The organism is Bradyrhizobium iriomotense (genome assembly GCF_030160715.1).
GTDB lineage: Bacteria > Pseudomonadota > Alphaproteobacteria > Rhizobiales > Xanthobacteraceae > Bradyrhizobium > Bradyrhizobium iriomotense.
In genome coordinates, this window is sequence record NZ_BSOW01000004.1 from 1 (window position 1) to 20,331 (window position 20,331).

The 20,331-nt window shown below is 63.5% G+C and carries 20 protein-coding genes; 6 read left to right on the forward strand and 14 right to left on the reverse strand.

Translation table 11 applies throughout. From position 1 onward, the window contains the following. The coding region (locus QQL28_RS06545) for a transposase (RefSeq protein ID WP_284262526.1) at positions 1-206 on the forward strand (206 nt) is incomplete at its 5' end. A gap of 12 nt (positions 207-218) precedes the next feature. Here the strand turns inward: QQL28_RS06545 and QQL28_RS06550 are convergent. From QQL28_RS06550 to QQL28_RS06570, 5 genes are read right to left on the reverse strand one after another with little or no spacing between them, the layout of a single operon-like run. Further along, positions 219-1,307 carry an aromatic ring-hydroxylating dioxygenase subunit alpha gene (locus QQL28_RS06550; RefSeq protein ID WP_284262529.1) on the reverse strand — a complete coding sequence of 363 codons (1,089 nt, stop codon included), beginning with the start codon at positions 1,305-1,307 and terminating at the stop codon, positions 219-221. A gap of 18 nt (positions 1,308-1,325) precedes the next feature. After that, entirely contained in the window at positions 1,326-2,684 is a 1,359-nt protein-coding gene (locus QQL28_RS06555; protein ID WP_284262535.1) for an amidohydrolase family protein, read from the reverse strand. Further along, complete coding sequence (locus QQL28_RS06560; protein WP_284262538.1) at positions 2,681-3,481, reverse strand: ABC transporter permease; 801 nt, start codon at positions 3,479-3,481, stop codon at positions 2,681-2,683. Before QQL28_RS06560 ends, QQL28_RS06555 begins: the two co-directional genes overlap by 4 nt. Continuing rightward, on the reverse strand, positions 3,478-4,326 hold the full coding sequence (locus QQL28_RS06565; RefSeq protein ID WP_284262540.1) for an ABC transporter ATP-binding protein: 849 nt from the start codon (positions 4,324-4,326) through the stop codon (positions 3,478-3,480). The genes QQL28_RS06560 and QQL28_RS06565 overlap by 4 nt, the downstream gene beginning before the upstream one ends. 56 nt (positions 4,327-4,382) lie before the next feature. Next, on the reverse strand, positions 4,383-5,369 hold the full coding sequence (locus QQL28_RS06570) for an ABC transporter substrate-binding protein (RefSeq protein ID WP_284262541.1): 987 nt from the start codon (positions 5,367-5,369) through the stop codon (positions 4,383-4,385). 268 nt (positions 5,370-5,637) lie between these two features. Between QQL28_RS06570 and QQL28_RS06575 the strand changes: the two genes are divergently transcribed. Further along, a complete protein-coding gene (locus QQL28_RS06575) occupies positions 5,638-6,432 on the forward strand; it encodes a creatininase family protein (protein WP_284262543.1) in 795 nt (264 codons plus the stop codon). Here the strand turns inward: QQL28_RS06575 and QQL28_RS06580 are convergent, their stop codons facing one another. From QQL28_RS06580 to QQL28_RS06595, 4 genes are read right to left on the reverse strand one after another with little or no spacing between them, the layout of a single operon-like run. Beyond that, positions 6,433-7,278 (reverse strand): alpha/beta hydrolase, encoded by an 846-nt coding sequence (locus QQL28_RS06580; RefSeq protein WP_284262545.1) that lies wholly within the window; start codon positions 7,276-7,278, stop codon positions 6,433-6,435. 13 nt (positions 7,279-7,291) lie between these two features. Then, complete coding sequence (locus QQL28_RS06585) at positions 7,292-8,674, reverse strand: FAD-binding oxidoreductase (protein WP_284262547.1); 1,383 nt, start codon at positions 8,672-8,674, stop codon at positions 7,292-7,294. Next, positions 8,671-9,498, reverse strand: a complete 828-nt coding sequence (locus QQL28_RS06590) for a cysteine hydrolase family protein (protein ID WP_284262549.1) — start codon at positions 9,496-9,498, stop codon at positions 8,671-8,673. Before QQL28_RS06590 ends, QQL28_RS06585 begins: the two co-directional genes overlap by 4 nt. After that, a complete protein-coding gene (locus QQL28_RS06595) occupies positions 9,495-10,019 on the reverse strand; it encodes a cupin domain-containing protein (protein WP_284262551.1) in 525 nt (174 codons plus the stop codon). Before QQL28_RS06595 ends, QQL28_RS06590 begins: the two co-directional genes overlap by 4 nt. Positions 10,020-10,128: 109 nt before the next feature. Here QQL28_RS06595 and QQL28_RS06600 point away from each other — a divergent pair, with 109 nt between their 5' ends. Further along, positions 10,129-11,013 (forward strand): LysR family transcriptional regulator, encoded by an 885-nt coding sequence (locus QQL28_RS06600; protein WP_284262553.1) that lies wholly within the window; start codon positions 10,129-10,131, stop codon positions 11,011-11,013. A gap of 57 nt (positions 11,014-11,070) precedes the next feature. Here the strand turns inward: QQL28_RS06600 and QQL28_RS06605 are convergent, their stop codons facing one another. Genes QQL28_RS06605 through QQL28_RS06620 form a run of 4 tightly spaced genes read right to left on the reverse strand, consistent with a single transcriptional unit; the run spans position 11,071 to position 14,120 of the window. After that, complete coding sequence (locus QQL28_RS06605) at positions 11,071-11,685, reverse strand: HupE/UreJ family protein (protein ID WP_284262555.1); 615 nt, start codon at positions 11,683-11,685, stop codon at positions 11,071-11,073. Next, positions 11,682-12,287, reverse strand: a complete 606-nt coding sequence (locus QQL28_RS06610; protein ID WP_284262557.1) for a HupE/UreJ family protein — start codon at positions 12,285-12,287, stop codon at positions 11,682-11,684. Before QQL28_RS06610 ends, QQL28_RS06605 begins: the two co-directional genes overlap by 4 nt. A 16-nt stretch (positions 12,288-12,303) precedes the next feature. Then, the gene (locus QQL28_RS06615; RefSeq protein WP_284262559.1) at positions 12,304-13,296 is read right to left on the reverse strand and encodes a HupE/UreJ family protein; all 993 of its coding nucleotides are present in this window, start codon (positions 13,294-13,296) and stop codon (positions 12,304-12,306) included. Beyond that, positions 13,293-14,120: a peptidyl-prolyl cis-trans isomerase gene (locus QQL28_RS06620; RefSeq protein WP_284262560.1), complete on the reverse strand. Its 828-nt coding sequence runs from the start codon at positions 14,118-14,120 to the stop codon at positions 13,293-13,295. The genes QQL28_RS06615 and QQL28_RS06620 overlap by 4 nt, the downstream gene beginning before the upstream one ends. Positions 14,121-14,502: 382 nt before the next feature. Between QQL28_RS06620 and QQL28_RS06625 the strand changes: the two genes are divergently transcribed. The 3 genes from QQL28_RS06625 to QQL28_RS06635 all read left to right on the forward strand — a co-directional run bounded on the left by QQL28_RS06625 (position 14,503) and on the right by QQL28_RS06635 (position 17,665). Further along, positions 14,503-16,506, forward strand: a complete 2,004-nt coding sequence (locus QQL28_RS06625; RefSeq protein WP_284262562.1) for a hypothetical protein — start codon at positions 14,503-14,505, stop codon at positions 16,504-16,506. A 37-nt stretch (positions 16,507-16,543) separates the two neighbouring features. Continuing rightward, positions 16,544-16,939 carry a hypothetical protein gene (locus QQL28_RS06630; RefSeq protein ID WP_348522480.1) on the forward strand — a complete coding sequence of 132 codons (396 nt, stop codon included), beginning with the start codon at positions 16,544-16,546 and terminating at the stop codon, positions 16,937-16,939. 102 nt (positions 16,940-17,041) lie between these two features. Then, a complete protein-coding gene (locus tag QQL28_RS06635; RefSeq protein WP_284262564.1) occupies positions 17,042-17,665 on the forward strand; it encodes a putative 2OG-Fe(II) oxygenase in 624 nt (207 codons plus the stop codon). Between the two features lie 21 nt (positions 17,666-17,686). Here QQL28_RS06635 and QQL28_RS06640 read toward each other — a convergent pair whose 3' ends face one another. Continuing rightward, positions 17,687-20,314 (reverse strand): spermidine synthase, encoded by a 2,628-nt coding sequence (locus QQL28_RS06640; protein WP_284262565.1) that lies wholly within the window; start codon positions 20,312-20,314, stop codon positions 17,687-17,689. Between the last annotated feature and the right edge of the window lie 17 nt (positions 20,315-20,331).

The following is a 20,331-nucleotide window of genomic DNA, read 5'->3' on the forward strand; positions in this document are numbered from 1 at the left end:
CGGTCGGCGCCAAACTCTTCTTCCTGCCAAAATACTCGCCCGACCTGAACCCGATCGAACAGGTCTTTGCCAAGCTCAAGCACCTCGTCCGCAAAGCTGCCGCGCGAACCGTCGACGCGGTCTGCGCCGCAATCGGCCACGCACTCGATGCCTTCACATCCGAGGAATGCGCCAACTACCTCAAAAATTCAGGTTATCGAACTTAATGCCATCACGCTTTAACGAGCATCAGTACGGGCATCTGACGACACCGCCCGATGACTCCACTCCAGGCCACCGTCGTCCATGACCATCGACTTCGGAACCTCTTCCTCGTCATGCTCGTGCAGCAGGTCGAGCAGGCGCTTGCGCATCAACATGCCGGGGCGATCGGATGGCATATGCTTCTCGATTTTTCGGCCCATGTCGACGATCGCGTCCGGGTCGGTCGACTCCAGGATCTCCCGATCTTCTGCGATAATCGCGGCATCCCAACCAATCAGTTCCTGCGCCGAGCAATCGGCCTCGGTGTCGTTGCGGAACAGGAGTTGCACCACCTGGATCTTGCCGTCGCCAATCGGCGTTGCGCAGTTGAAGATGATATGCCGGATGCCCGAGGGATACTCCATGTCGAGCCGGCGGCAGAACGGCATGAACCATTTGTTGCGCATGTGTCGCTTTGTATAGGGCTCCGTTGTGCCAGAGATCTTCGCCGCGATCGGCGGGTTCTTTACGGTGACGATGGTTTCCGCCTCGAAGCCGTAATCGGTCTCGACGATCTCGTATTTCTCCGGTCGCGGCTGGTCGATGTCGCCGAACGTGTTTTTGTGCACGAACGCGAAGTGCGCGTTGTCGAATGAGTTTTCCATCAGCCGCAGCGCCGCTGTGTTCCAGGTGTCGTAGAACTGGAAGATGCGGCGATAGGCGGGATCGCTGTCCTCGGGAATGTTAGGAATGTCACGCAGCGGCTCGTCCAGCGCAACCCAGACATAGCCGTAGCGAGTTTTCGCGCGGAACGCGCGCGCACTGGCGTCGGGGATCGGTTGCTCGAACGGAAATTGCGGGATCATCACCAGCTTGCCGGCGCGATCGTACTCCCAGCCATGATAGCCGCAAACGATGTTTCCGTTGCGGCACCAGCCCTTGGAGAGTCTTGCGGTGCGATGGCAGCAGCGATCCTCCAGCGCCGCGGGTTCGCCCTTGGCATCGAGAAACAGCACGATTGGCTCACCGAGCAGCGTGAACGGCTGCGGCCCGCTCTCGAGTTGTTCGATGCGCATAATCGCGTACCAGAAGCGGCGGAGCACCGGTTGTTGGGTGGCCAGCATGAGGTTTCTCCCGAAAGTTCAGGCGGCGATGCGTGTCACGACGCGTGCCGCGTCGGATCGGAGTCGTGGAAGGTCGAGGCCTGGGATGGCGCCGTCGTCAACGACGGTCCGCCCGCCAATCAGCAGATGGCGCACACGGGCACCACCGCAGGTCACCGGTGCGATCAGGAGATCGTGCATGCCGAAGTGGCGAGGCTGGTCGAGATCAAACACGGCGATGTCCGCCTGCTGGCCGGGCGCAAGCGTGCCGACCTGCGGCAGGCCCAGCACCCGCGCGCCGCCGGCCGTGGCCCAGTGCACGACGTCTTCGGCGGTGACGGCATTCGCGCCCTTCACCGCGCGATGGGTGTGCCAGGCGCTGTGCATCTCGCAGACCATGTCGGCGGCCTCGTTCGACGCCGCACCGTCGACGCCCAGCGACACCGCGCCGCCAAGTGCTGCGAGGGCATCGGCGGGCGCGACACCGGAGCCGAGCCGGCAGTTCGACTGCGGGCAGTGCGCCATGCCGGTGCCGGTCTCGGCGAGGATCTTCACCTCGTCACCATCGAGATGCACCATGTGCGCGTACCAGATATCGGGACCGAGCCAGCCGTGGTCGGCAAGCCAGTGCACAGGGCGTTTGCCATGCACCGACATGCAGAAGTCGACATAGTCCGACGTCTCCGACAGGTGGCTGTGCAGCCGCAGCTTCATGCGCCGCGAGGCGGCGACGACTTCGCGAAGCTCACCCGACTCCAGTGACCAGGTCGGCGTGGTCGGCGCCATCGCAACCTTGGTGAGACCGGCCGGAGAGGGGTCATGAAAACGCTGGGCGCAGGCTTCGACCGAGGCCAGCATGCGCTCGAGCGGTTCAACTGGCGTCGGCGCTCCGACACCGCCGCCGATATGGCTGGTCCTGGTGCCGCCGCCGCGGCAAAGCACCAGGCGCAGCCCGAGGCTGCGGGCGACTTCGAAGATCACCGCCGCGGGATCGAACCGGTAGGTATCGCTAAACAGATAATGGTGATCGGCGACGGTCGTGGTGCCGGACAGCAGAAGCTCGGTAAGGCCGATCCGGGCCGCGACCGCCAGCGCTTCCTCGTCGATCTTCGACCAGTACGCATAGGGTACGGACCGCAACCAGCCGGCGAGCGGCTGATTGATGCCGGACTGCACGCCCTTCAAGACACTCTGGAACAGGTGATGGTGGGTCGAGATCAATCCGGGATAGATCACGCAGCCGGAGGCATCCAGCCTTCGTTCGCCGTTCTCCGGCGTGAGCTCGCCGATCGCCGTGATGACACCGTCGCGGATCCGGATCGATCCCTGGGCGCGCATCGCGTCGCCGGCGAGGCCGGTGAAGATCCCCTCCGCGTGCTCGATCAGCAATGCGCTCATGCTTCGGTCCCAATCTGGCTCTCGTGCCAATTCGACAGCGCGAGATTGGATAGTCCCACCATCGCGCCGAACAGAAACACGCCGGTAATGGTGATCAGGAACAGTGCCGCGAACATCCTGGGAATGTCCAGCTGGAATCCGGCATCGAGAATCTCGTAGGCAAGTCCCGATGAGCGGCCTCCGGTGCCGGCGACGAACTCGGCGACCACTGCGCCGATCAGTGCGAGCCCGGAAGAAATGCGCAGGCCACCGAAGAAGTACGGTAGCGCGCTGGGAATCCGCAGCCGCACTAGGGTTTTCAATCGGCTGGCACGGTTCATTCGGAAATAGCTGGCGAGGCCGGGATCGACGCTGCGCAGGCCCAGCGTGGTATTGGAGATGATGGGGAACAGTGCCACCAGCGTCGCGCACACCGTTAGCGAGAGTTGCGTATTTTTCACCAGAATGATGATCAGCGGTGCGATCGCCACGATCGGCGTCACCTGCAGGAGTACCGCATAGGGAAACAAGCTGACCTCGACGGCGCGGCTCTGAACGAACATGAAGGCGATCAGCGTTCCCAGCACGACGGCAGCGGCGAACGCCTGCAGCGTGATGCGCAAGGTGATCAGAAGTGCGCGCAGCAGCGACGGACCGTTCTTGATCAGGCTGGCGAGGATGTCGCTTGGTTTCGGGAACAGATAGACCGGGATTGAGCCGAGGCGGCAGCCGATTTCCCAGACCGCGAGCAGCGCCACACCGACCGCGAGCGGCGCTGCGATTCGCACGAAAGTCTCCGATTGCAACAGCGGCTTCATGGCGTGGCTCCCGATGCCGGCGGGAACGACGCTTCGGCGAGCCAGGTCGACAGTTCGCGGCAGTAGGCGGCGAACCGGGCGCTGTCGCGGAAATCCTGATTGCGTGGTTGCGGTTCATCGATGGTCATGGTGCGGAAGATGCGGCCGGGGTTGGCGGCGAGCACCACGATCCGGGTCGACAGGAACACGGCCTCGTAGATCGAGTGGGTGACGAATACCGTGGTCAGCTTGCGTTCCCACCACAATTTGACCAGATCATCATCGAGCTTGTTGCGGCTGAATTCGTCCAGCGCGCCGAATGGCTCGTCCATCAACAGCAGGTTCGGATCGGTGGCGAGCGCGCGCGCGATCGACACCCGCATCTTCATTCCGCCGGAGAGCTGGCGCGGATAATGCCGGGCGAAGGCCGAGAGGCCGACCCGGGCGATGGCGTCGCTGACCCGCGGATCGGCCTTGCCGCGTGGCACGCCGGCGAGGTCGAGTGGCAGACGCACATTGGTTTCGACCCGCGCCCAGGGCATTAGGGTCGGCTCCTGGAATACGAAGGCGAGGCTGCGGTCTCCCTGGCCCACCTGTCCGAAATCGCCGCGCCACCACAAAATCCGTCCGTCCGATGGTTGGATCAAATTGGCGATCAGCTTGAGCAGCGTGCTCTTGCCGCAACCGGACGGGCCGATCAAAGTGAGGAATTCGCCCTCGGCGATCGTGAGGTCAATCGGTGCCAGGGCACGGGTACCGTTGGCGAAGACCTTTTCCGCGGATAGCACCTCGACTGCCGGTGGACGATCGTCGGCGCGGCGCGTGGTGTGCGCGTTCACGGGATCGCTGGGCAAGGGAGCATTCATGAGCGACTTCATTGTGGGGTAGTCATCACCGGACTGTCGTGTCTGCGCGCCGTGCGCTAGAACCCAATCTTCAGATCCTTGACAAAACGGTCGGTGAACGCCTTTTGCCATTCGGTGTTTGGATCGAGCAGGTTGGCGGCGACCAGGAAATCGTAGGTCTGCTTCCATCGGGCAGCTGTCATGATGCCGATTCCGCCGGTCGCGGCATCGCCGCCGTCGAGCGCCTTGGTCTGCTTCAGCTTGTCGATCGCGAAAGCGATCTGGGCGTCGGTCATTTTCGGATTGTCGACCTTGATCAGAGCATTGGCCGGCTCCGGATTCTTGAGATAGTCGCGCCAGCCCTCGAGCGAAGCTTTGACGAAGCGCGCCACCACATCCGGGTTCTCGGCGAGCATTTTCTCGGTGGTCACGATCGTCGAGCCGTAGGGCGGATAGCCACCGTCGGCGAACAGGAAGAATTTTGTCTTCACGCCCTGCTGCTGCGTCTGGAACGGTTCGGACGAGAGATAGGCCTGCTGCGATACCGTGGGGTCGGCAAAGAACGGTTGCAGGTTGAAAGTGTAAGCGCGAATCTGGTCGTCGGTGTAGCCGTATCTGGCGCGCAGCCACGGCCAGAACGTGGTCCGCGACGAACTGGCAATCAGGATCGGCTTGCCTTTCAGGGCGGCGAGATCTGCCACGTCGTCGTGGGCCATGATGCCTTGCAGATCGAACTGGAATGAGGACGCCACCGTCACCAGCGGCAGTCCCTTTTCGCGGCCCTTCAGCACCTGGATGTCGTAGCCCATCAGGAAGTCGGTCTCGCCGGCTAGCAGAAGCTGCGATCCGTTCACCTGCGGTCCACCCATCTTGATGGTGACGTCGAGCCCGGCCTTCTCGTAGAGACCGGTCGCCTTGGCCTGGTAGAAGCCGCCATGCTCGGCCTGGGCGAACCAGCTGGTCAGAAATGTCACCTTGTTGGCGGCGGTCGACGGCCCGACGAAGGCAAGACAGGTCGCGACGACGAGTAGGGCACGGGACACGATGGTCATGACGGCGTTCATGGCAACCTCGGTGGGATCTCGATCAGATGGAATTCCGATGGCGGCGGAATCCCGGTGGCAGCGTTCCCGGCACCGCAAAAGATGCACGCACCGTCTGTCATCTGGAAGCATTTTGATTCGAGGCATACGTTGCCTTTTAGGCAACACATAAAAAGGCGGTGGCACGCCTCTGCGCGCACCATTGTCAACGGCTCCGTGATGCCATAGTCGGAAATCCTGGTCGTGCGCGCCGCAACCGCGCGGTGCGGCGTGAAACAAGGAGCCGAACATGGACAAGCCACGCCGCCGGGTCTGGTGGGACGAATACGCCTCACGTGAATTCAAAGCTCTCGACCAAGAAAGCACCATCGCCATCCTGCCGATTGCCGCCATCGAGCAGCACGGTCCACATCTGCCGGTTGGTGTCGACGCGGCGATCAACCGCGGCATGCTCGAGACACTGATAGATCATCTGCCCGATGATCTCGATATCCGGATCCTGCCAGTTCAGCAGGTCGGAAAATCCAACGAGCACCTGCGAATGCCCGGCACCTTGACCTTGCCGGCGGCGACGCTGATCGAGGCCTGGACCGAGCTTGGATTGTCGGTCGCGCGCGCCGGCGTGCGGAAGCTCGTGATCGTCAACTCGCACGGCGGAAATGACGAGGTGATGAGCATCGTCGCGCGCGAACTGCGGGTGCGCGCCGATATGCTGGTGGTCAAGTCTGCCTGGTCGCGGCTCGGCAAGCCGGCCGGCCTCTACAGCGAGCGCGAGCTGAAATTCGGCATTCACGGCGGTGACGTCGAGACCTCGCTGATGCTGCATTTCCGCCCGGAGTTGGTCGACATGGCGCGCGCGCAGGACTTCCGGTCCGTTGCCGAGGACGACGAAGCGGCCTTCGACCATCTCAGACCGACCGGCTTCATTGCCTATGCCTGGATCGCCGATGACCTCAATCCCGACGGCGCGGTCGGCGAAGCGCACAAGGCCACCGCCGACAAGGGCCGTCTCACCGCCGAGCACGCCTCGCGGGAGTTCATCAAGCTCCTGTACGACGTGAAGGCGGCGAAGCTGCCACGCTGATCAATCGCGCTCGAACAGCTGCCGGATCAGGGTGGTGATCCGGCCGGTCGGCGAGCCCAGCGCGAGCATGACCGAGAAGTGGTCGGCGCCGGGAATTTCCTCATAGCTCACCGGCAATCCGTTGACGGCGCGGTGCGCAGCCATGTCGGCGGTCTGCTGGCGCAGCATCGGCAGTTCGGCTGCGCCGACAACTAGCGCCAGCGGTGCCGCAGGGCCGCTTGAGTGCAGCAGCGGCGAGTTGCGCCGCGACGTCGCTTCGTCGAGCTTGAGCTTGACGTTGAGAAAGCTGTGGCGGATCGGTTCGAGATCGAAGATACCGCTGATCGCAATGCCCGCCTTCGCATGCGGATGTGACAGCGCCATCGCCGCCAGATGTCCACCTGCCGACCAGCCGGATACGACGATACGGCCAGGGTCGCCGCCGAGCGTGGGAAGCTGTTCAACCAGGGCATCGAGAGCCCGATGGATCTCGGCAACGATCTCGTCCAAGGTCGCCTCCGGCGCCAGGGTGTAGCCGATCAGCGCGACATTGATGCCGTGAGCCATCGGTCCCTCGGCGAACCAGGTGACGGTTTCCTTCGAGCGCATCTGCCAGTAGCCGCCGTGGATCAGCACCAGCGTCGGGCCGCCATCGGCGGCCTTGAGGAAATCGGTCCGATTGCGGTCGCGTGGACCGTATCTCAGGTCGAGATGCGCGGCATGCTTGGCCCGAACGGCGGCGGAGCGCTGCTCCCAGCTCGCGACAAGCTCGGCGCTGCCTGGGACGGCGGCGCTGTTGTTAAGCCCGAGGTCGCGCTGCTCCTGGCTCATCGATCGCCAGTTCGTTTTGCCGAATACCGTTCCCATCGTGATGTCCTGGTCACCGCTCCGCCACGAAGCTGCGCATCTTGCCGGGATTGAGCAGACCGTGGGGGTCGACTTCATGCTTGAATCCCAGCTGATCCACATCGACGCGTTTGTAGCGGCTGCCGTCCTCGACGGTGTACACGTGCGGATTGGCGATATGGACCTCGTGCGCCTCGTGCAGGCGGATGATCTCGTTCAGCCGCTCCGCGTCGCTGTATCGCACCACCGGCAGTCCACTACAGGTCAGTTGGCCGTTGAAACGGATGAATTCGAGATGCTGAAGCACCTCGTCCGGAAACATCGTGCGCATCTCCTCAACCTTTTGCAGCAGCCGGTCATGGGGGTATAGGCATTGCAGATAGGTCACCGTGCGATCGCTCTTGAGCACCTGGAGGGTGGTATGATTCCAGGTGTATTCGTACAGCGGCACCCTGCCGGGGCGCTCGTCGGTCGGCGTCTCCAGGGTGATGGTGCCGCGATCGCCGAGCAGATCCCTGAAGTCTTCCAGCGAGCGCTCGGCGATCATCGCAATCAGAATACTCTTGCCCTCGGGACAGCAGGATTTCAGCGCGCCAAAATAGGACGGCAGCGGCCACGTAATGGGCGCCAGCAGCTTCTTGACGATGCCGTCGGAAAGCGCCGCGGCCCGGCCAAATTCGACAGCCGCCAGGAAATCGTCGAATGCGACGACCACATCGATCCATGGCTGTGCCGGCGCCAGCGGCATTTCGAGCGCGGTAATGATGCCCGTGGTGCCGTAGGCGCGGTTGATCTTCTGCGCTGCGTCGTCGCGCAGTTCGATGATGCGGGGCTCCGCCTCCATGGTGACGATGCGCGCCGCGAGGATGTTGCCAGGTTCGCGCAAGCCGCCATAGGTGATCGAGCCGATGCCACCGGATCCGCCTGCGACGAAACCGCCAATGGTCGCGGTACGCTTGGTGGAAGGATGCATCCGCAGTTCATAGCCGGAGGGCCGTGTGGCGGCGTCGATCGCATTCATTTTGGCGCCGGCACCGACACGGATCTGTCCGGGTCTGATCCATTCGATCGTGTCGAGCGCGGTGACGTCGAGCAGCACGCCGCCGGCGAGCGGCACCGCCTGGCCGTAATTGCCGGTGCCGCCGGCCCGGACCGTCAGTGGCACGCGGCGGCTTACGCAAGCCGCGGCGATGCGAACGATATCGGCCTCGTCGCGTGGCGCGACGATCACATCGGCCGACTTGTCGCTGAGCTGATCGTTGAGGACCGGGCTGTACCAGAAGAAATCGCGCGAGCGTCGGCGCACGATCGTTGGGTCAGTCACGACCGGGATATCGCCGAGATCGGCGAGCAGCGGTGCGAGTCTGTCCGTCGATGGATGACGGTCGGATGCGTCAAAGGGCGTAAGATCGTTCATGGCGCGTTTACCTCGGCAATCGCGGCCCGCTTGCCGGCGAGGGCAGCGGTAAGGACGGAAGACTCCAGCACGAAGCCGAAGCATTGGTTTACATTGTAGACGGTCGCAGCCATGCAGTAGTCCGGTGACGTGGTGGCTGCGCAGTCGCGCAGCAGCATGCAATCGTAGCCAAGGAAATTGGCGTCCTGCAACGTGCAGAGTACGCATTGGTCGGCGTTGACTCCGGCGAACAAGAGCGTCGTGACATTGAGGTTGCGCAGGATGCTATCGAGCTCTGTGTCCTGGAATCCTGACATGCGATACTTGGCGACATGAATATCGGTGGACTCGACGGTCAGCTCCTCGACAATCGAGGCCGACCAACTGCCGCGTTCCAGCACCCGCGCACCGGTGCCCGGCAGCCGGTCGCCGAGGCCGACGCCTGTGCCGGACGGCTTGTAGACATGCAGCAGAGCCGGGCTGAGGTTGAGCCGATCGGGCCGGTTACCCCAGTTGAGCCAGATCACCGGCACGTCGAGACCGCGCAGCACCGGCAACAGCCGTTGCAGCGGCGCGATCGGTGCGCGTGCCGGCGTTACGTCGACACCGATGTGGGCAAGCCAGCCGTCCGGATGGCAGAAGTCGTTCTGCATGTCGACGACAATGATGGCGGTGCGCGCGAGATCGAAGGTTACGAGCTTGGCGCCGGCATCGATCGTCACCGGCTGCGGCACGACCGGCGGCCGGACAAGGTTTGCCTGGGTCGCCGATACCGACCAGCGGTTGCGCGTGCTGGCGCCGAGCGGCTGGAGATCATCGACCGGTTGGAGGCGGATGTCGGTCATCGTTGATCCGTCAAGTTGCGTCCCTGCAGCACTGCGATGTCGTCGGCCTCGACCTCCACCGGTTCGCCGCTACGGATCAATTCGGCAAAGCCTTCGTTCGGTGTCATCACCGTGAGGCAATACAGCTTGCCGGTCCCGGTGTTCTCGATCACGTGCTCTGAGCCAGGATGCAGCAGCAGCGAGTCGCCCTTGCTGATCGGCAGTGTCTTGCCGTCGCAGCGCGCCACGCCCTCGCCGTGCAGCACATGGAAGAATTCGTGCGCCGCCGCATGTTCGTTGGGTGGCGTCGCGCCGCCCGGCCGGAAGATTTCGATGACGAAGATATTGTCGATCCGGTCGCTCTCATGATCGAACAGCATCACGAAATAGTTGGTGTCTGTTGGCGAGATGCGGAAGGCCTTGGACTGAGCGAGGTTTTCGACGCTGAACGCCATGAAGAGACTCCTGATTGCGGCCGGTTCGACGCTGCGGGCGTACGCGTGACAGGCCACGGTGGATTCAGCACGCCGGAAGGCTTGCATAAAAGCGCTTTATTTCGCAAACAATGTTGCCTTTTTGGCAACGTCACAGCATCCTCCTGAGCGTGGCTTTTTTCCAAGCAGGAGCAAGGGGATGCTGCATAGTCGCCTATTGACCTATGTGGACGAGGTGGCGCGCACCGGATCGATCCGCAAGGCTGCGAGCCATCTTAACGTCGCGGCCTCTGCCATCAGTCGCCAGATTCTTGCGCTTGAGACCGAGCTCGGCACGCCAATTTTCCAACGGCTGCCGCGCAAGCTGATTCTGACTGCGGCGGGCGAGGTGCTGGTGGGCCACATTCGTCAGACGCTGAAGGAATTAACCCGTGCCCAAGGCAAGATCGAAGAACTGAAAGGATTGCGCCGGGGCGAGATTACGGTGGCGATGATGAGTGGTCTCGCCTCGAACCTCGTGCCCGGCACCGTCAAGCAGTTTCGTGTTTCCAATCCCCGGGTGCGGCTCTGCCTGACGCTGCTGACCACGGGCGAGGACATTCAATCCGCGGTCGCCAGCGGCGAGGCCGACCTCGGGATCGGCTTCGACTTTGTCCGCGGAAGTCACCTGAAGGTGTTGGCCCGCGCGGCCGGCAAGCTCGGCGCCGTCATGGCGCCGAGCCATCCCTTGGCCAAGCGTAACCAGATCCGGCTCGGCGACTGCATCGACTATCCGCTCGTGATTGCCGATGGGTCGACTGTGATCCGGCCTTACCTCGATTCGGCATTCGCGAAAGCTTCGCTGGAACCGTTGCCGATCATCGAAACCAACGCTATCGAGATCATGCGCCACGCCGCTATTCTCGATAATGGCATAACCTTTCTTACGCCGTTCGACATCGAGTTCGAGCGACGCGTTGGTCGCCTGGTCTATGTGCCGGTGCGCGAATTGGCGCACGAGACGCAGACGCTCATGCTGATCGGCCATGAGCGCGGGACGAGCGCGATCGCCAGCGTGCTCGCGGAAATGCTGAAGGCGATGATGCGTGAAGCCGCGACATGAGCGACCGGGGGCGTCACCCGCAGTCATGACGGATCGGCACAGGGCCTTCGCGGCCCCTCATGATGCGAGTACAAGGCTCGCCATCATCAGACCGATAGCCGCGACCCAGCCGCCAAGTGCACGAAGGGCGATGGCTCGCCAAGATGTTGCGCTGTCCGAATTCGGTCGTTTGAATACCGCGGTCAGCGCCATCGTCAGCGTGATGGCTCCGTAGCCCACGCAAGCTAATCCTGCTGCAAATAGCAGCCGGTCGGTTTCGGGTCGGAGGTCGGCGGCGTTCGCTGCGCCCCGTATCATAGCCACTGCGAAGGCAAGCGCGCACAGTAGAAGCGTGGGGACTTGCGCTGCTGCCGCGAGCAGCATGCCTATCGCGAGCATCATTGCCGCGCCCGCAAGCTGTGTGGAAGCCGCGCCCAAAGCGCTTCCAAAAGGCAACCAGACCAGCAATCCAAGGGGAAAAACCAGGATGAGCCAGCGCCCCTTGGCTCCGAGCGTACCGGCCAGCATGCCGGTCGCAGTCCAGAGAACGACATCCTGAAGATCAGTGAGGGGGTGCATTGCACCCATGTAGAAATCGCCGAGGCGAGCCGCGACGATATGTGCCTCGGCGGCATTCGCGCCGGCAAGCAGCATCGCTGTGGCCATCAATGCCCGTGGGGATTTCAGCTTCATGCGAAAGCTCCGATGCCCTGGGCGAGGAAATAGCAGCCAATTCCCGCAATGCCGGCCCCAAGTCCCTGAATGATGCGCTCGCCGGCGGGCCAGCGCGTCAACGTGCCAATCGTAATGCCGAACAGATGCAAGAGGCCGGTGGCGGTGACGAAGCCAACTCCATAGGCCAGTGCATTCACCGCACGTGGGAGCTCGGCTCCATGCGCATGGCCGTGAAAGATCGCGAAGATCGCAACGATGAAGGCGGCAGCGGGAAAGGGTGGGCGTAGCCGGGCCGCAACGGCGCCCCCCAGGATCACGGCCGAGACGGCAATCATCACCTCCGGCATCGGAAGCGGAACATGCAGCACGCCCAGAACCCCGCCGACCGCCATGACGAGCGGGAAGGTGATCGGCAGGATCCAGATTGCGGGGGCGCCGAGTTGCGCGCCCCAGATCCCGACGGCCACCATTGCGATCAGATGATCGATGCCCGTGATAGGATGGAGCAGGCCGCTGACGAGGCCTCCCGCCACGCCAGCCTGCTCGTGCGCGAGAGCCGGTTGCGTCAGTGCGAACGAAACGATGGCGGTCGTGAGAGCTCGGGGGACGCGCAAAGACATTGTGTGCGACTCCCGTTCAGATCGCGGCGAACATGCGCGCCAGACGGCCGAAGAACCAGAACATCGACACCGACCCGATGAGATAGGCCGGGAGGGCCTCGCTCCAGCGCGGCACGAAGGCATCAAGCCGTCTGTGCGCCCAGATCAATGCGAGCACGAGCAGCACGAAAGCAAGCTGTCCGATCTCGACGCCGATGTTGAAGAACAGCAGCGCTGCAGGAAGGAGTCGACGTTCGAGCCCGAGTCCCGCCAAGGCGCTTGCGAAGCCGATGCCATGAACCAGACCGAAGGTGAACGCCACGACCCAGGGATAGCGGGCGGTGAGTCCGATCTCGCCGCGCTGCTGCTTGACGATTTCCACCCCGACGAACGCGATGCTCAATGCGATGCAGGCGTTAAGCGGTCGTTCGGGCACGCCGATCAGGCCGAAGGCTGCCGCGGCAAGCGAGGCACTGTGCCCGATCGTGAAGGCCGTGATCGTCTTCACCAGACGCCAGCCACCGCCGACGATCCAGATCAGGCCCAGCACGAACAGCAGATGATCGGCGCCGAGCAGAATGTGGTCGATCCCGTAGTTCACATAAGTCTTGGCCAGTTCGATCCACGCCTCGAGCGTCGGGGCGTCGGTGCCAAGGACGGTCACAACGGGATTGGCCGTCGAGATCGTGTAGCTGCGCGGCTCGCCCTCGATCGGGATGAGCCTGATCAGGACGACCGACATGTTGGAGCCGAGATTGGAGATGGTGATAGGACCGACCAACCCCTGCTGACCGCAGTTCATCTCGGGCAGGCGGAGAAAACAGTGCGACGGCACCCGCAGATCGACCCGCGCTGCGCCGATCGAGGGCTCGATACTCCAGCGGCCGACAAATGCGCCGGGCCGGACCTCGCGGAATTCCAGCACGCCCATCGCCGCTTCATGCGCACTGAGCGCCGCAGGCCGGATGAGCGCGGCGAGGCCCAGGGTCAGCGTCAGCAGCGCCAATCGCAGATATTGGATCGCCCTCACTGCTCGTACCGCACTTGGTAGGACGCCTTGAGCCGCTTGACCGCTTCCCAGGCCAACTTGCGGGTCTCTTCCGTATGCCAGATCCTGGCGGCCTCATCTCGAACCTTGTCGAGGCTGGCAAGATTGCCCGGCCGCCGGGAATCCAGCCGAGCGACGTGCCAGCCGTCCTTCGACTGCAGCAGCCTCCATTCCCCCTCTGGCATCCTCAACAGTCCATCACGGAAATCTTCGCCGAAGGATGCGGCGAGACTCGCGACCGGGCGGGCGAGGATGGCACGCGTGAGATTCTGGAGCTCCTCGGATTCGCGTTGTTGGACGATGTCCTCGAGCTGACGCTGTGCCGTGGCCTGATCCGTCGGCGGGGTGATGTAAAACGAAACGCGCTCCGGCTCGTCGAAGCGGGCGTGATTTTGCGCAAACCAGGCCTGCAACTGCTCGTCCGAGGGGCGCGGGACGCGGACCTGGTCGAAGATCAGCAATTGCATCTTGTAGGCAATCCGATCGCGGATCGTCTCGTCGCCGCGGTCCACGCCAAGCGTCTTGCCTTCGCGGTAGAGGATCTCGCTCGCGACCCAGCTGTCGATCATCTTCTGGAGCTGATCAACGGAAGGGGCGCGTTCCTTGTCCTCATCGAAATTGTCAATGAAGGACCGGCGCATCGCCTTGGTCACCGTAATGACCTTTTCGTCCTTGGCGGGCGGATGCAGCAAGGCGTCGATGCCGAAGATTATCGCTCCGAGCAAGGTGAAGTGCAGCAAGGGCTCGCGCGAGAGCCGCGCGAGCACGGAGACAAGGGAGCGCGAAGGCTCCGTTGCGCCACGCACGACACCGGCGTCCGGGTCCGAACGTTCGGTGTGTGATGTCGGAAGGGACTGCAGTTCAGCTGGTGTCGCTGGCATTGACATGCGGTTGTCACAAATTCTCTTCACGCGCCGCAGCGCTTTATGCGGCAGAGCATTTCATCTGTCATCTTCAATCGCTCACGCGGCGAGAAAAAATGCAATGGGCAAACGCAAGAGACAAGATGCCGCACGCACAGTGCGCACCGGCAGCGGCCGAACACAAATCCTTCACGAAGCTGTATCGGAACACTGGTCACTATCTCGACGTGCAGGGAGCGGCTTAGGCGGCTTGGGCCAAACGGCTTTCAATTCGCGGCATCTCTGCTTCATTTTCGCGATATGTGACCTGAACGAGGGGCGATAGATGTTTCCATCCGGCAAGACCATCCTGTTGACTGCGGCATCGGCATCCATGGCGCTGACTCAGAGCGCTGTCGCCGAAGAGTGGGGGCGCGGCGAGCGTCGCGGCAATCCATACGTTGCCGGTGACATGCACAATCATAACACCTGCACGGATGGTTCGGTTGCCGCCGGCTACACGATCGACCGCGCGGTCGGGCGGGGCACCGCGTCCGCGGGTGGCAACAATTTCGATTTGGACTGGTTTACGCTCGGCAACCACGGCGGTTCCGGCAATCGCGACTGCCGCTTCAGCGACACCAGCGCCAATATTCCGGGACAAACCACGACGACCTGGAGCCAGACGCTCGGCCAGACCATCGACGGGATCACGATCAGCAGCCTGAAGGGCACCCCGAACGGTACCGGCACCGGCGCGCAGATGTGGCGCTGGCAGTCGATCCGCGAGATCGAGTATCCGACCATCGTCGATCGTTCGGCGAAGTACGACAAGGTGCTGATCGAGGGTCTCGAGTGGATCGCGCCTGGCCATGAACACGTCGACGTCGCCGTTATCACCGGGCAGCACCCGCGGAAGGCGGCCGGCAACGCGGACAAGATGGCGGAATTCGAGTACCGCTTCGACCGTGCCGACACCGATGCAATCGGTCCCGTCATCGACGCCGGTGGCAATCAGCTGTGGCCCGGCAAGGACAACGTCAACAACACGGGCACGGCGGGTCACCAAAAGGCGCTCACAGGCGTCAAGTGGTTGCAGACGAACTATCCGCTGCAATCCTACATCATCCCGACTCATACCGAACGCCAGGGGCCGTTCAGTGCGACCGCCAACAAGGGCTACAACATCGAGCATTTCCGTGACTTCAACAACGCGGGCCCGACGGTTGCGTTCGGCATCGAATCGCCCGGTCACTTCGCCGAAGGCGGAGCCAGTGGCGGCTCCGGCTCGTACACCACCAACGCGGTCGGCGGCGGCACCTACGGCATGAGCGGCATTTACACCGCGAAGGTCGGCGGCCTCTGGGACGGACTGCTTGGCGAAGGCCGCAACTTCTTCATGTATGTGAGCTCGGACTGGCACAGCCGCGGTGCCGGCGGTGCGCGCGACTCCTTCACGACGGCCGACTTCATTCCCGGCGAGTACACCAAGCTGTATGTTCCGAATGCGGGTCGCTTCTCGTCGCAGCACGTCATCGACGGCATGCGTTCGGGTAACTCGTACTCGGTCAACGCGGACCTGATCGGTCCGGATATGGTGTTCCGCGCCAAGACGCGCGGCGACGACTGGAAGACCATGGGTGAGACGCTGGTCGTGAGGCCCGGCGAAAAGATCACGGTCGAGATGGAGCTGACCGTTCCGAACGAGAATAACAGCCCCTACAGCTTCAACAACCCGCTGCTAGTGCCGGTGGGAATCAAGCAGCCGCTCAACAAGCCGATACTCGACCACGTCGATCTGATCACTGGCCAGATCACGGGCGTGGTTGCGCCTGACGCGCCCAACTACGCGGTGGCGAATGCTGCGGGCACGGCCGGCGCGGCGATCGTGTATAATCCTTCGGCGAGCATCGCCCGGCAGATCCCCGCGACGCAGATGCAGCGCGAGCATCGGGGAGACCATGATGGCAAGCGGCTGCGGTTCACGACGACCTTCACCGCAGGCACCAAGCCGTTCTACATCCGTGCGCGCGGAACCAACATTCCGAATGGCACTCCGAACGTCAGCGATACCGCTGGCAATCCGCTGCTCGATGCCAACAACGCGCAGGTCAGCTGTATCGATCCGGCGTGCCCGGCGCATCTGGAGACGGTGAATGGCGCCAAGAAGGTGACCCACGACGTTCAGGCCTACTCGAACGTCTGGTTCTACGCCAACCCGATCTTCGTCCGGCCGGAAGGCTCGCCGAAGCTCCTGGTCGAGACCAACGCCGAGCTGGCGCGCCGGCTCGGACAGCGGGCCGACAACGACCACGATCACGACGACGATCATCATCACGACCATCACTGACGTGATGTGAGGCCATCCGGCGGGGCGCAACGATTCGGTGCGTCCCGCCGCACTCGTGTTGAAGCGGCCCGGTCCTGCCCTCACGACTGACATGTATCTGGTTCGTATCGCCTTCTGCGCACTGGGCCTCCTCGCTGGCCTCGGATGCGGTGTGGCCGCATCCGGTGCTGCCGTGCCCGCGTCGGACGAGCCGACCCGGGAAGATTGCAATGCTGCGGTCGCGGAGGCGCGAGCATTGGCTGCGGCTTTGCCGTCCGACCATCTCTCGCGCTACTTCGCCGAGCGGCACTTGCATCAGGCCTTGGTTGAAGCCGGTAACGGCGAGTTCGACGAATGCCTCGACATGGCCGCGCGTGCCTCTGACGAGGTGCGCGAACGGCGCCACGAGCTGAGGCCGGGCGAGAAGCTAAAGGTGCTCCGGACCGACGAGTAACAGGATCCGAGCATTTTGGAGATCCTGCACACTGTCATCGCAGCGTCATCTTTGCCCGGGCATTGTCTGTCCGTGTTTTCAAGAACAGGTAGACGTTGCGACATGGATCAGATCGAGCCGCTTTTCCCGATTCCCCTGCTACGCTCGCCTGGACTGCTCCCGCCATCGCTGAACGAAGCTGCCGTGGCGGCGATCAGGAACACCCGGGTCGAGGGCAATCTGCGCTCGGGCCAGCTCTTCCACACCGAGGTTGCCGACCCTCGCGATAACGAGCTGTTTCGCCAGATCGCCGAGCTTGCGGTTCCGAAGCTGGTCGATTTCGGCGTCCTTCTGTTCGGCGAGGAGCTGCGCTGGACCGTCAAGGAGATGTGGACCAACATGCTCGAGACCGGCGGCAACCAGACACTGCATTCGCACGCCAACAGCTTCGTCTCGGGCATCATTTATCTGACGCCCTCGCACCCGGCCTGCAACACCGTCTTCGTGCGGCCGCCAGGCGGTTTTGACTTCTCCTTCCGGCATCACACGCGAAGCGCCGCCATCGGGCCCTTCAATGCGGGCAAGTACGCCCTGCCGGAGGCCGAGCCCGGCGATCTCGTGCTTTTTCCGAGCTACCTCTACCACGAGGTGCCGAAGAATCAGGGCGGGCGGAGAATTACAATTGCTTTCAACGCAATTCCCGATCATCTCGACTGCTGGGGCTATCGCATCAACTTCGCGCCCTGAGAGTGACGGATCGATCGCTCTCTATCGCTCTCCGAATTCGCTCAGCAGGAGCTCCCGTGCCTCCGGGCGCGATGGCGCAGCTTGATCGATCTGACGCAGCAGGCGCGCGGCCGCCGCCCGGTCTGAGCCGGTCAGCGATCTCGCCATGCCCATCAGCGGTCCGTAGGCTGGATCGAATTCGGAGCTCAGGCGAAGCGCGTCGATCAGGCCCGGCGAAGCCGCTTCGATCAAGGCCACTCCGCGCGGATCGCCTGGCAGAGACGCGCCGGCTTCGAGAAAGCGGTTGCGCGCGCGCCAGTAGGCGTCGAGACGCGCGCGCAACGCATCGCGCTCGGTTTCGGCAACCAGGAGTTCATTCGGATCCGGTTGGATGTCCTTCGTGACGGCAAGCAGCAGTGACCAGGGTGCTGCGCTGAGCGCACGGACATTCCGCCGCGCATCGAAGGTCACGAACGGATAATCATCAGTGTTGCGCGGACCTTTGCCGGCGAATGCGGAGAGCGCGCGTGGGCCTGCGAGATACTGGCCGAGCAGATCGATTGGTGCCTCGAACCCCAGCGGCCGTACGAGCCGCGCGGTCGCGGGATCGCGCAGCCGCGCAGCGAGAACCTCGGTATCGAGATGGCCGCCATCCCGCGTTCCAATGAGTGCGAGCATCGGTGTGCGGACACTGTAGTGATTGAGCCAGGCCGAGCCGTCGGGATAGACGTCGAGAAAGCCACGGACGATCGCGCGCAGGGAGGGAAGATCGAGCTGGTACAGCGGCAGCCATTGGCAAAAAATTCCTCCGGGCGCCAGGCGACGTTTCACGGCCTCGAAATGCTCCACGGTATAGAGCGCGCCGCTGCCGTCGAGTGCGGGATGAAACAGATCGGCGACGATCACGTCATGCTGGCCCGTATCCGCGGCGACGTAGCGGCGGGCATCCGCCACGGTCACCCGCGGCGCCGAAGCCGGCGGCGGATTGACGAACCAGGGCAGCAACTCCACCACTTCGCGGGAGAGTTCGACACCGAGCACGCTGACGCCTGGCATCTGCGCCGCGCCGACCATGGTGGCACCGGTGCCGATTCCGAGGAACAAGGCGTGGCGCGGGACCTCGTGAAGCAACAGCGGCAACATCGCCTGCCGGTAGTCGGATCGCGTCGAACTCGTTCCACCCATGCGGAAGTGGCCGTTGACCTCGAGGTAGCGCGCACCTGCGGCGTCATCGACGACGCTCGCCGTCGCCATCGGTCCTTCACGGACCGCAAGCAGCGTTCCACCTGCCGGCACGTGCGTCAACGATGGCGCCGGATTGAGCCAGAGGACGAGCGCGGAGATCGCCGGTGTGGCGGACCACAGGAGCGTCGATCGGTCGGGCGGCAGCAGCAGCAGATAGCCCAGCGCAACGGCAAGCAGTGCCGTCCATGCACCAAGGGCGGGAATCAGGAATTGCGCCGCCACCAACGGCGCGATGCAGGCGCCAAGGCTGTTGATGCCGATCGCCGATCCGACGGAGCGGCACTGATCGCTCACTCGTTGCGCCAGCAGGCCGAACAATGCGCCCATTGCGGTCGCGGGCACCAGGAACAGTGCGATCGCCACCACCAGTTCGCCGAATACATCCGCAAAGGCTGCGGTCTCGACCAGGCGACCGGCATAGGGCGCAAGTGCCGCGGTCGCGATGCAGGCGAACGCCGTTGCGGCGAGCAGGCCGCTGAGATTTCTATCCTGCGCATCTCGCCCGGTCCGCTGCCAGAGCAGGCTCCCCGCTGCGGTGCCGAGCAGATATGCAGCCAACAGTCCAGCGAACGTGTAGACGGTGTCCTCCATCACCTGCGCGGCGAGCCGGACTACGAGGACTTCGAAGGCGATTCCCAGCAGTCCCGTGGCGAACAAGGTGATCGTGAGCCGCAAGTCGCGAATTCGTTCCGGCGGTCGTTCTTCGGCATCAGCTTCTTTCGCCACCGATCCGAGCGCGATTGCGCCGAGGGCGCAGAACGCGTTGACACCAGCGAGGCAGAGCAGCGTTCCCGAAAATCCGAGCGCCGGGATCAGTAGGAATGTTGAGGCGAGCGTGCCGGCCAGGGCCCCGGCCGTATTCGCCCCATATACGCCTGCCGTGACACGAGCCTCGCCACGCGTGTCCCGCATCATCCGCTCCAGGGCGGTCAAGGTCCCGCCCATGGCCATCGTTGCCGGCAGCAGCACGAGGGTCGGCAGCGCCAGGCTGCCGGCCCAGAGCAGGGCAGCAGACGGTTCGGTGCCGAGCAGGGGGGACAGAGACCGACCGGCCGCGGGCAGAAGCCAGACGCTGATCAGGCCCCAAACGGCGATGACGGCTTCAAGGATCGCATAGACGCGCCATGGCGATTTCGAGCGGCGGATCGGCCGATCGAGCGCGAACGCGCCCAGTGCCAGACCGCCGAAGAACCCGGCAATGACTCCGAGCATCGCCATCATCTCGGTGCCCAGCGCAAGGCTCAACTGGCGCGTCCACACGATCTCGTAGCCCAGACCCGCAAAGCCCGACGCGGTCACGATCGGCACGAGGGCCCAGGCGCGGCTTGCAGCCTGACGAGCGCGCACCGGTGCGGCCTCGTCCTGAACCGCGCCCGCGAACTGGCCTGCCGAAGCGATCGCGGTGGTGTCCGGCTCAGATTGCATTCCCCTCACTCCTGTTT